Source organism: Streptomyces sp. NPDC058964, assembly GCF_042741275.1.
GTDB lineage: Bacteria > Actinomycetota > Actinomycetes > Streptomycetales > Streptomycetaceae > Streptomyces.
Window position 1 is genome coordinate 1 of sequence record NZ_JBHYKH010000303.1, and the last position, 11,020, is coordinate 11,020.

Annotated in this window: 10 protein-coding genes; 8 read left to right on the forward strand and 2 right to left on the reverse strand. The window is 70.8% G+C overall.

The window, feature by feature from the left end; genetic code table 11:
* The 5 genes from ACFW2E_RS30085 to ACFW2E_RS30105 form a co-directional block, all read left to right on the forward strand.
* Nucleotides 1-1,203: phosphomannomutase/phosphoglucomutase (locus ACFW2E_RS30085; protein ID WP_384470224.1), on the forward strand; the 1,203-nt coding region annotated here is incomplete at its 5' end.
* A 165-nt stretch (nt 1,204-1,368) separates the two neighbouring features.
* Nucleotides 1,369-1,539 (forward strand): Trm112 family protein, encoded by a 171-nt coding sequence (locus tag ACFW2E_RS30090; protein WP_316748785.1) that lies wholly within the window; start codon nt 1,369-1,371, stop codon nt 1,537-1,539.
* Between the two features lie 125 nt (nt 1,540-1,664).
* Complete coding sequence (locus ACFW2E_RS30095; protein WP_384470225.1) at nt 1,665-2,792, forward strand: SIS domain-containing protein; 1,128 nt, start codon at nt 1,665-1,667, stop codon at nt 2,790-2,792.
* A 65-nt stretch (nt 2,793-2,857) separates the two neighbouring features.
* Nucleotides 2,858-4,009 (forward strand): mannose-6-phosphate isomerase, class I, encoded by a 1,152-nt coding sequence (gene manA / locus ACFW2E_RS30100; RefSeq protein ID WP_384470226.1) that lies wholly within the window; start codon nt 2,858-2,860, stop codon nt 4,007-4,009.
* Nucleotides 4,010-4,145: 136 nt separating this feature from the next.
* Entirely contained in the window at nt 4,146-5,126 is a 981-nt protein-coding gene (locus ACFW2E_RS30105; protein ID WP_384470227.1) for a cation diffusion facilitator family transporter, read from the forward strand.
* Nucleotides 5,127-5,239: 113 nt separating this feature from the next.
* Here the strand turns inward: ACFW2E_RS30105 and lepB are convergent, their stop codons facing one another.
* Nucleotides 5,240-5,920, reverse strand: a complete 681-nt coding sequence (gene lepB / locus ACFW2E_RS30110) for a signal peptidase I (protein WP_384470228.1) — start codon at nt 5,918-5,920, stop codon at nt 5,240-5,242.
* Nucleotides 5,921-6,290: 370 nt separating this feature from the next.
* Here lepB and ahcY point away from each other — a divergent pair, with 370 nt between their 5' ends.
* Both ahcY and ACFW2E_RS30120 read left to right on the forward strand, forming a co-directional pair.
* Nucleotides 6,291-7,748: an adenosylhomocysteinase gene (ahcY, locus tag ACFW2E_RS30115; RefSeq protein ID WP_384470229.1), complete on the forward strand. Its 1,458-nt coding sequence runs from the start codon at nt 6,291-6,293 to the stop codon at nt 7,746-7,748.
* 184 nt (nt 7,749-7,932) lie between these two features.
* Nucleotides 7,933-8,547 (forward strand): hypothetical protein, encoded by a 615-nt coding sequence (locus ACFW2E_RS30120; protein ID WP_384470230.1) that lies wholly within the window; start codon nt 7,933-7,935, stop codon nt 8,545-8,547.
* Nucleotides 8,548-8,592: 45 nt separating this feature from the next.
* Here the strand turns inward: ACFW2E_RS30120 and ACFW2E_RS30125 are convergent, their stop codons facing one another.
* Nucleotides 8,593-9,564 (reverse strand): RDD family protein, encoded by a 972-nt coding sequence (locus ACFW2E_RS30125; RefSeq protein WP_384470231.1) that lies wholly within the window; start codon nt 9,562-9,564, stop codon nt 8,593-8,595.
* Nucleotides 9,565-9,694: 130 nt separating this feature from the next.
* Here ACFW2E_RS30125 and ACFW2E_RS30130 point away from each other — a divergent pair, with 130 nt between their 5' ends.
* Nucleotides 9,695-10,702, forward strand: a complete 1,008-nt coding sequence (locus ACFW2E_RS30130) for a stage II sporulation protein M (RefSeq protein ID WP_384470232.1) — start codon at nt 9,695-9,697, stop codon at nt 10,700-10,702.
* Nucleotides 10,703-11,020: the final 318 nt, after the last annotated feature.

Sequence of the window (11,020 nt, forward strand, 5' to 3'; positions counted from 1 at the left end):
GGCCTGTCCGGCGCCTTCGCGCGCGGCGCGGCGGCCCGTGGCGCCGACGTCACGGAGATCGGCCTGTGCTCCACCGACCAGCTCTACTACGCGTCCGGCGCGCTGAACCTGCCGGGCGCCATGTTCACGGCCTCGCACAACCCGGCGAGGTACAACGGCATCAAACTGTGCCGCGCGGGCGCGGCTCCCGTCGGCCAGGACACGGGCCTCGCGGAGATCCGCGCGCTCGTGGAGCGGTGGAGCGAGACCGGCGCCCCCGAGCCGGCCGCGCGCCCCGGCACGGTCACCCGCCGCGACACCCTCGCCGACTACGCGGCCTACCTCCGCTCCCTGGTCGACCTGACCTCCGTACGCCCCCTGAAGGTCGTCGTCGACGCGGGCAACGGCATGGGCGGCCACACGGTCCCCACGGTCTTCGCCGGCCTGCCCCTGACCCTCGTGCCGATGTACTTCGAACTGGACGGCACGTTCCCGAACCACGAGGCCAACCCCCTCGACCCCGCCAACATCGTCGACCTGCAGAAGCGCGTCCCTGAGGAGGGCGCCGACCTCGGCATCGCCTTCGACGGCGACGCCGACCGCTGTTTCGTCGTCGACGAGCAGGGCGACCCCGTCTCCCCGTCGGCGATCACCGCCCTGGTGGCCGCGCGCGAACTGGCCAAGAACGGCGGCGAGGGCACGATCATCCACAACCTGATCACCTCCTGGTCGGTCCCCGAGGTGGTCCGGGAGAACGGCGGCGCACCGGCGCGCACCCGCGTCGGCCACTCCTTCATCAAGGCCGAGATGGCCAGGACGGGCGCGATCTTCGGGGGTGAGCACTCCGCCCACTACTACTTCAAGGACTTCTGGAACGCCGACACGGGCATGCTCGCGGCCCTGCACGTCCTCGCCGCCCTCGGCGGCCAGGACGGACCCCTGTCCGCGCTGGTCGCCCAGTACGACCGCTACGTCGGCTCCGGCGAGATCAACTCCACGGTCGACGACCAGGCCTCCCGCATCGCCGCGATCCGCGCGGCCTACGAGGGCCGCGACGACATCACCCTCGACGACCTCGACGGCCTCACCGTCTCCGCCGCCGACTGGTGGTTCAACGTCCGCCCCTCCAACACGGAGCCCCTCCTGCGCCTGAACGCCGAGGCCCGCGACGAGGCCACGATGACCAAGGTGCGGGACGAGGCCCTCGCGATCATCAGGGGCTGACTCCGACAGGGCCGCGACACCGGCCGGGACACGGACGGCGGAGGGGCGCAGAGACCCTCCGCCCGCCCCGCCGCCGATCTCCGACTCACCCCACCGCGCCCCTTACGGCGGTACGCTGACCAGGCACATCAGTGCACGCCCGCACCTGCCCCGAAGGGACGTCCCATGCCGCTCGAAGCCGGCCTCCTGGAGATCCTCGCCTGCCCGGCCTGCCACGCACCCCTTCAGGAGCAGGACACCGAGCTGATCTGCACCGGTCAGGACTGCGGCCTGGCGTACCCCGTCCGTGACGGCATCCCGGTCCTCCTCGTGGACGAGGCCCGCCGCCCGGCGTGACGACGAGGGCCCGCCGCGGTGCGGGCCCACGGCGACAACCACGGCCACGCGCTCGGGCGCATGCGCGCCGGCCACACACAGACGAGCCACCCTCAAGGACCCCCGGCGATCGGAGGCTTCGGCCCATGCTCGACGAATCGCTCCTCGACAACCCGGAGGGCCTCGCCGAGGCCGACCACCGAGGTCTTCTGCGCGGCGCCGCCGAGGCAGGCGCCCGCGTCCGCACCGCGGCCCGGCACGCCACCGAGGCCGGTGTCAACGAGCTCAAGCCGGACGGACGCCCCCGCGCCGTCCTGATCGCCGGCCCCGGCGCCGCGGCCACCCACGCCGCCGACCTGCTGGGCACGCTCGCCGGCGCCGGCAGCCCCGTCACCCGTCTGGCCCCAACCGGAGTCGCCCCCGCGGCCGGCGCCCTGCGCTGGGAGCTCCCGGGCTGGGCCGGCTCCGTGGACCTGCTCCTGATCGCCACCCCCGACGGCACCGAACCCAGCCTCTCCCTGCTCGCCGAACAGTCCTACCGGCGCGGCTGCTCGGTCGCCGCCGTCGCCCCCGCCCGGACCCCGCTCCAGGAAGCGGTGACGGGCGCCCACGGCATGTTCGTACCGATGGCGACCGCCCCGTACGACCACGAGGAGCCCCTCGCCGCCTCCTCCCCGGGTGTCCTGTGGGCCCTGCTCACCCCGCTGCTCGCGCTCCTCGACCGCATCGGCCTGCTCAACGCGCCGCCCGAGGCGCTGGAGAAGGTCGCCGACCGGCTCGACCAGATCGCCGAGCGCTGCGGCCCGGCCATCGTGACCTACAGCAACCCCGCCAAGAGCCTGGCCGCCGAACTCGCCGACACGCTCCCGGTGATCTGGACGGAGGGCGTCTCGGCCGGACCCGCGGGCCGCCGCTTCTCCGCCGCCCTCGCCGAACTCGCCGGACGCCCCGCCCTCGTCGAGGAACTGCCCGAGGCGCTCGCCGCGCACAGCACACTGCTCGCCGGCCCGCTGGCCGGTGACGCCGACCCCGACGACTTCTTCCGGGACCGCGTGGAGGAGCCGCCCGCGCTGCACGCGCGCGTGGTGCTGCTCCGCGACCGCCCGAGCGGCGGCCTCACCGCCGCCCCGGCCGCCCGCGATCTGGCCCTCAGCCACGACACACCGATCAGCGAGCTGGAACCCGAACCCGGCGACGAGATCGAGAGCCTCGCGGAACTGATCGCCATCACGGATTTCGCCGCCGTTTACCTGGCGCTCGCATCAAGGGCCTGATCTTGACCCCGACAACCTGACCGCCGTGCGCGCGACGCTCCGGAAGCAGAGAAGCAGAGAAGTCGATGGATCGCCTCGAGAACACCGTCCGCCCCTACGCCTGGGGTTCGCCCACCGCCATCCCGCAGCTCCTCGGCGTCGAGCCGACCGGTGAACCGCAGGCGGAGATGTGGATGGGCGCGCACCCGGGCGCACCCTCGCGGACCGTGCGCGGCACGCTCGCCGAGGTGATCGACGCGGACCCGGAGAAGGAACTCGGGAAGGCCACGGTGGCGAAGTTCGGCCCCCGTCTGCCCTTCCTGCTCAAGATCCTCGCGGCCGGGGCCCCGCTCTCCCTGCAGGTGCACCCCGACCTGGAGCAGGCCGGCGCGGGGTACGCAGACGAGGAACGCAGGGGCGTTCCGATGGACGCTCCGCACCGCAACTACAAGGACGCCAACCACAAGCCCGAACTGATCTGCGCCCTCACCGAGTTCGACGGCCTGTGCGGTTTCCGCGACCCGCTGCGGACCGCCGAGCTGCTCGACGGCCTCGGCGTCGGCTCCCTCAAGCCGTACGTCGACCTCCTGCGCGCGCACCCGGAGGACGCGGCCCTGCGCGAAGTGCTCACCGCGGTCCTCACCGCCGACCCCGAGGAGATGGCGCACACGGTCGCCCAGGCCACCGCCGCCTGCACCCGCCTGGGCGGCGACTACGCGCCCTACGCCGACCTCGCCCACCACTACCCGGGGGACCCGGGCGTCATCGCCGCGATGCTGCTCAACCACGTCCGTCTCCAGCCCGGCGAGGCCCTCTACCTCGGTGCCGGCATCCCGCACGCCTACCTGAGCGGTCTCGGCGTCGAGATCATGGCCAACTCCGACAACGTCCTGCGCTGCGGCCTGACCCCCAAACACGTGGACGTCCCCGAGCTCCTGCGCATCGTCCGCTTCGAGCCGAACGACGCCGCCGTCCTGCGCCCCGAGGCGTCCCCCGACGGCGAGGAGGTCTACGAGACCCCCGTCGACGAGTTCCGGCTGTCCCGCTACGTCCTCCCCGAGGGCGGCGCCGCCCACGACCTCACCCTCCCGACCGCGCAGATCCTGCTCTGCACGGCCGGACACGTGCGGGTCGGCGAGCATCGGCTGGCCCCCGGCCGGTCCGTCTTCGTCGCTGCCGACGAGAAGGCCGAGGCGTCCGGGGCCGGAACACTCTTCCGGGCGAGTGTGATGGTCTGACCGCGCTTGTGGAAGCCTGAAGCGCCGCCGTCCGGCAGGGCTGCAAGAATGACCCACCGGCAAAGGACGGGCAAAGGCCGTGGGCAGGGCCCGCCGGCGGCGTAGACGGACGAAGGCGAAGGGACAACGCGGACACATGAGCGCGTCAGGCGGCACCAGGGCGATCGTGGCGGCACTCGGCGCCAACCTCGCGATCGCGGCATCGAAGTTCGTTGCGTTCGCGTTCAGCGGCTCGTCGTCGATGCTCGCCGAGGGCGTGCACTCGCTCGCCGACTCCGGCAACCAGTTCCTGCTCCTCATCGGCGGCAAGAAGGCCCAGCGTGAGGCCACCCCCCAGCACCCCTTCGGGTACGGCCGCGAGCGCTACATCTACGCCTTCCTGGTCTCCATCGTCCTGTTCTCGGTCGGCGGCATGTTCGCCATCTACGAGGGCATCGAGAAGATCAAGCACCCGCACGAGATCGAGAACTGGTACTGGCCGGTGGGCGTCCTCGTCTTCGCGATCATCGCCGAGGGCTTCTCCTTCAAGACGGCCATCAAGGAGTCCAACGAACTGCGCGGCAAGCTGTCCTGGTCGCAGTTCATCCGCCGCGCCAAGGCCCCCGAGCTGCCGGTCGTCCTCCTGGAGGACTTCGGCGCGCTGATCGGTCTGGTCCTCGCCCTCGGCGGCGTCGGCCTGGCACTGCTCACCGGCAACGGCGTCTGGGACGGCATCGGCACCGTCTGCATCGGCGTCCTGCTCGTCCTCATCGCCCTCGTCCTCGCCGCCGAGACCAAGTCGCTGCTGCTCGGCGAGGCCGCCGGCATCGAGGAGGTCAAGAAGATCGAGGCCGCGATGGTCGACGGCGACACGGTCACCGGCGTCATCCACATGCGCACGCTGCACCTCGGCCCCGAGGAACTGCTGGTCGCCGCCAAGATCGCGGTCCAGCACGACGACACGGCCGCCGAGGTCGCCAAGGCGATCGACGCCGCCGAGGCCCGCATCCGCGCCGCCGTCCCGATCGCCCGCGTGATCTACCTCGAACCCGACATCTACAGCGAGGCCGAGGCCGCCAAGGGCCCGGACCCGGAGGCGACCCCGGGCGGTCCGACGCCGCACCCGGCCGGCCACTGAGTTCCACCACGACCAGGGGGCCCGCCGATCGTTCGGCGGGCCCCGTGGGCTGTCGTCACCGTCGCCGTTGCGGCCGTCTGCACCCTCTTTCGCTCTCTTTCGCTCCCTTCGCGTCAGACCGGTTGGGTGGGCCAGGGCGGCGCGGGCGGCACCCGAGTCGCCCTCCGCCGCACCGCCCACGCCCCGATCCCCAGGCCGACGCCGATCAGGACGAGCACACCCCCGAGGATCACGGCCGTTCCGAACAGGGCGATGCCGGTACGGTCTTCCGTCACCCGCCCCCGGACCGCGGACACGGACACCGTCCCGTCGTGATCCGAGGTGAAGAAGCGCGAGTCCATCGCATTCGACCGGTGGTCACCCAGCAGGAACAGCCGCCCCCGAGGGACCTTCACGTCGTACGGCCGGTGCACACCGTCGGCGTCGCCGCCGCTCACATACGGCTCCTCGATCGGCTTCCCGTTCACGGTCACCCGCTCCTGAGACCCCGCCTTGGTGCAGCAGGCCACCCGGTCGCCGCCCACACCGATGACCCGCTGCATCACCACCCCGCTGAAGTGGTACCTCTCGGGCGACGAGAACACCACGACGTCACCGCGCCGGATCTGGTCCCCGTCGACCCGCTCCCAGAAGATCCGGTCACCCGGTTCGTACGCCGGGGACATGCTGCTGCTCGACACGGTCGACGTCCCGTACGCCGTCCGCGCGTAGGCGAAGGCGCCGGACAGCAACACCACCCCCAGCAGCCCCACCACGACCGCCGCGATCCTGAGTCCACGCCCCTTGCCCGTCATCGCATCCCTCCCGTGCGGCACATCCGCGGCGCGGAGGATAGCGCTCTCGTGTGAACGCTCCTGTGCGGGCCCGCCCCCGCATACGCCGGTCCGCGGTCCGCGCCCCGTCCGCACCCCGCGATCAACGCGGTGTGACCGAGGACGGACTGGGGACGTCCGGGTCCTCCGGTGTAGCTTGGGACGGAGCCAGACGTCGCTGCTGATGGCGGTCGGGCGGTCCCGCAGTGGACCGACCGAGGGAGAGAGGGCCTCCGACGGACTGCGCTGCGCGCACGCGGGCATGCCTGTGTCCTCTTTCGGGCACCCCTGTGTCCGCCGCCGCGCAGACCAGCCGTACCCACCTCGACCCAATCCCGAGGAGCAGCTCGCAATGACGACTGTCGACAGCCGACAGGACTTCAAGGTCGCCGACCTCTCCCTGGCCGAGTTCGGCCGCAAGGAGATCACCCTCGCCGAGCACGAGATGCCGGGCCTGATGGCGATCCGCAAGGAATACGCCGAGGCGCAGCCTCTCGCCGGCGCCCGTGTCACCGGCTCCCTGCACATGACCGTGCAGACCGCCGTGCTCATCGAGACCCTGGTCGCCCTGGGCGCGCGGGTCCGCTGGGCCTCCTGCAACATCTTCTCCACCCAGGACCACGCCGCGGCCGCCATCGCCGTCGGCCCGAACGGCACGCCCGACAACCCGCAGGGCGTCCCGGTCTTCGCCTGGAAGGGCGAGACCCTGGAGGAGTACTGGTGGTGCACGGAGCAGGCGCTGACCTGGCCGGACAGTCCCACCGGCGGCCCGAACATGATCCTGGACGACGGCGGTGACGCCACCCTCCTCGTCCACCAGGGCGTCGAGTACGAGAAGGACGGCAAGGTCCCCGCCCTGGAGACCGCCGAGTCCGACGAGCACCGCGTCATCCTCCAGCTGCTCCACCGCACCCTGGGTGAGAACCCCCAGAAGTGGACCCAGCTGGCCTCCGAGATCCGTGGTGTCACCGAGGAGACCACGACGGGTGTGCACCGCCTGTACGAGATGCAGCGCGACGGTGTCCTGCTGTTCCCGGCGATCAACGTCAACGACGCGGTGACGAAGTCGAAGTTCGACAACAAGTACGGCTGCCGGCACTCGCTGGTCGACGGCATCAACCGGGCCACCGACGTCCTGATCGGCGGCAAGACCGCGGTCGTGTGCGGCTACGGCGACGTGGGCAAGGGCTGTGCGGAGTCGCTGCGCGGCCAGGGCGCCCGGGTGATCGTCACCGAGATCGACCCGATCTGCGCGCTGCAGGCGGCGATGGACGGTTACCAGGTCACCACGCTGGACGAGGTGATCGACAAGGCCGACATCTTCGTCACCACGACCGGTAACAAGGACATCATCATGGCCGCCGACATGGTCAAGATGAAGCACCAGGCGATCGTGGGCAACATCGGTCACTTCGACAACGAGATCGACATGGCCGGTCTGGCCAAGGTGCCCGGCATCGTCAAGGACGAGGTCAAGCCGCAGGTCCACACCTGGACCTTCCCGGACGGCAAGAAGATCATCGTGCTGTCCGAGGGCCGCCTGCTGAACCTGGGCAACGCCACCGGCCACCCCTCGTTCGTGATGTCCAACTCCTTCGCGGACCAGACCCTGGCCCAGATCGAGCTGTTCACCAAGCAGTCCGAGTACCCGACCGGTGTCTACACGCTGCCCAAGCACCTCGACGAGAAGGTCGCCCGCCTCCACCTCGACTCCCTCGGCGTCAAGCTGACGGTGCTGCGCCCGGAGCAGGCCGCGTACATCGGCGTGCAGGCCGAGGGCCCGTACAAGCCCGACCACTACCGCTACTGAGTCCGCAGTCCCGTCTCTCCGGGGAGCACGTCCGTGCACTGACGCGCTCCCCCGGTGACAGGTCCTGAGAGGCAGGCCCCCGCACCCCCGTGCCGGGGGCCTGCCCCTTTGGCCGGCCGTCACCGCGGCCGAAGCGGCCCGTCGAGGTGACCGGACCACCAGCCCGTCAAGACCCAGGACCCCCATGCCCCGCGGCCGTTATTCGCTCCACGATCCGCACGATCACACCCCCCTCGCCGAAGAGCACTTCCAGTGCGCCCCCGGTCCGTCCGGCTGGCGCTACGTCTCCCAGCTGATGACTCCCTCGGGCGATCACGGCGGTTCCGTCGACCTCGCCCTCGACGATCTCGGCCGCCCCATCCGCCTCGAGCTGCACGCGGGAGGTTGGCAGGTGCGCGGCGCCGCCCTCGACGGCGTCACCTGGGTCCGGACCGACCCCACCGGCACGCATGCCACCGAAGGCAATGTGCGCGCCCACGCCTTCACCGGCACGTCCCCCGCGTTCCTCGTCGCCACCGCCCGTCTCCTGCGCCTCACCCCTTCCTCGGCCGCCACCCGTGTACGCCTCGTGGCCTTCACGGATCCGGTCCTCGCGCCACGCACCGTCGACCAGTCCTGGGCCCTGCTGAACAGCGAAACACACGCCACTGACAACGGCCCCCTGACCGTGGACGAATACCAGGTCACAGCCTTGGACACCGGCGAGCGGCACACCGTGCACATCGCGGGAGACGTCGTCCTGGCAGCGCCCGGCATCGAGCTGGAGGACCTGCAGTCGCCCCCGTCGGTGTTCGGCTGACGGGATCCGACGAGATCGACGGGCTTCGCAACCACTCGGCGCGAGCTACACCGGCGGGACGAATCCAGTGCTCGGACGGTCGGCAGACGGTACGTCCGCAGGGAACACGGGCCGAGTCGTCGACGCGTCCGGCTGAGATGCCGCAGGGAGCGGCGGAGACGGAGGAGCGTAACCACCGGGAACTCCGACGGCCGGGGGCGGGAATCCGGCAGGTGCGCCATTCGCGGCCGCTCCACCTCCAGGGACAGTCACGCCACCCATGGCCGGGCCGCCGGCGAATGCCCGCCGGGCCTCGCGGGCCTGCCGCTCGTTCACCACAGCCGCCAGGTACGCCGCCGACGGAACGCCCTGCGGCACCGGAGCACCCGTCCGATCCGCCAGGTCGGACGCGAGCCGCTCCGCCATGGTCCAGGAGACCTGCGGATCAAGTTGCTGCATACGCGTCAGGTACTGACGGACGGCGAGCCACAGGCCGTCCGGGACGGCCGACAGGTCGAGCTCCGAAAAGCGCCCCACCAGCCAGGGCGGTGGTGGAGGAACGAAACCCGCCTGTCCTACGGGCACCCGCTCCCGTACGACCAGCGTCCCCGCGAACACGTCCCCGAGCCGCCGGCCGCGCGCCGACACGAGCGACGCGATGCAGGCGACCACCCCGAAGGTCAGCAGGATTTCGACGACGCCTATCGCACCCCGCACCAGGGCGTGCCGGAAGCGGATGGGCCCGCCGTCGTCACGCACCACACGCAACCCGCACGCCAGCTTCCCCAGCGAACGACCGTGACTGAGCGTCTCCACGGCGATGGGCCCGCCCACCAGCACCAGCAGGAACGTCGCGATCGACAGTGCGATCTGTGCCGCGTCGTCCAAGGACGCCGTCGACGCCACCAGCACCACGGCCGCGAGGATGTACACGGCCATTGCCACGATCAGGTCGAGCAATACCGCCATTGCCCTGCTGGGCAGCCTCGCGGGGCGCAACTCGAGCGCCACCGCCTCGCCCGTCACCAGCTCACTCACGCCCGCCGTCCTTCCCCTGGTCTGCCCCGAGAACCGCAAGTCTGCCAAGCTGAGGGCGCATCGCGCCCCAGTACGACAAGCTGACAGCCGCAACAGAGGCCGAAGAGCAGCCGAGGAGCAGGCAGACCCGATGGACCTGGACGTCTTCGTCTCCGCCCACCGAGCCGAGTGGGACCGCCTCGACGCCCTGCTCCGTCGCCAGCGACGCCTCACCGGTGCGGAGGCCGACGAACTCGTCGCCCTGTACCAGCGCACCGCCACCCATCTCTCGCTGATCCAGTCCAGCGCCCCCGACCCACAGCTGACAGGACGGCTCAGTCAGCTCGTGGCACGCGCGCGTAGCGCGGTGACAGGCGCTCGCCGTGCCTCCTGGCGCGATGTCACGCGTTTCCTGGGACAGGGCTTTCCCGCCGCGGTCTACCGATCGCGCCACTGGTGGGTCCCCACCGCGCTGGTGTCCACCGTCATCGCGGTCCTCCTGGGCTGGTGGATCGGGACACACCCGGAGGTGCAGTCGTCGATCGCGGCTCCGAACCAGCTGCGCGAGCTCACCCGTCCGGGCGGCGAGTACGAGACGTACTACTCCAGCCACCCGGCGGCCTCCTTCGCGGCCCAGGTGTGGACGAACAATGCCCAGGCAGCCGCGATGTGCCTGGTCCTGGGCATCTTCCTGGGCCTTCCGGTCCTCTGGATACTCTTCGAGAACATGCTGAACCTGGGGGTCGGCTTCGGCCTCATGTCGTCGGCCGGCCGGCTCGACACCTTCCTGGGCCTGGTCCTCCCGCATGGCCTGCTCGAACTGACGGCGGTCTTCGTCGCGGCCGGTACGGGACTGCGTCTCGGCTGGACCGTCATCGACCCGGGTCCCCGCACGCGCCGCACCGCCCTGGCGGAAGAGGGCCGCGCCGCGGTGGGCATGGCGATAGGCCTCGCCCTGGTCCTCTTCGTCTCCGGAGCCGTCGAAGGCTTCGTCACCCCGTCGGGACTGCCCACCTGGGCTCGAATAGGCATCGGAGTCGTCGCTGAACTGGCCTTCCTCGCCTACGTCTACGTCCTGGGCGGCCGTGCCGCACGCGCCGGTGACACGGGTGACCTGGCAGCCGCCGAACGCAGCGACACGCTCCCGACGGCCGCCTGATGTGCGTGCACGCCTCTTGAGCTGCTAGTCTCCTCTTCGCCCCACAAGGACCGTTGACACGGAGCGAGTGGGGAGGTAGATTCAAACAGTTGCCTAGAGGGCTGGACAGTCCCAGGGGCAGCGGTGAGAATCTATCTGCTTCTCGTGGAGTCACAATTCCGAGAAGCTCCCCCGATTATTCAGAAACGAACGGCTGGTTCGACCGGCCAAAAACTTCTGATAAAGTCGGAACCGCCGGAAAGGGAAACGCGAGAGCGGAAACCTGGAAAGCACCGAGGAAATCGGGTCGAGAAAAGATCTGATAGAGTCGGAAACGCA

Excerpts from the sequence above, each read along its gene's own strand:
- ACFW2E_RS30090 (WP_316748785.1), top strand. The coding sequence starts at position 1,369 with ATGCCGCTCGAAGCCGGCCTCCTGGAGATCCTCGCCTGCCCGGCCTGC.
- ACFW2E_RS30095 (WP_384470225.1), top strand. The coding sequence starts at position 1,665 with ATGCTCGACGAATCGCTCCTCGACAACCCGGAGGGCCTCGCCGAGGCC.
- manA (WP_384470226.1), top strand. The coding sequence starts at position 2,858 with ATGGATCGCCTCGAGAACACCGTCCGCCCCTACGCCTGGGGTTCGCCC.
- ACFW2E_RS30105 (WP_384470227.1), top strand. The coding sequence starts at position 4,146 with ATGAGCGCGTCAGGCGGCACCAGGGCGATCGTGGCGGCACTCGGCGCC.
- lepB (WP_384470228.1), bottom strand. The coding sequence starts at position 5,920 with ATGACGGGCAAGGGGCGTGGACTCAGGATCGCGGCGGTCGTGGTGGGG.
- ahcY (WP_384470229.1), top strand. The coding sequence starts at position 6,291 with ATGACGACTGTCGACAGCCGACAGGACTTCAAGGTCGCCGACCTCTCC.
- ACFW2E_RS30120 (WP_384470230.1), top strand. The coding sequence starts at position 7,933 with ATGCCCCGCGGCCGTTATTCGCTCCACGATCCGCACGATCACACCCCC.
- ACFW2E_RS30130 (WP_384470232.1), top strand. The coding sequence starts at position 9,695 with ATGGACCTGGACGTCTTCGTCTCCGCCCACCGAGCCGAGTGGGACCGC.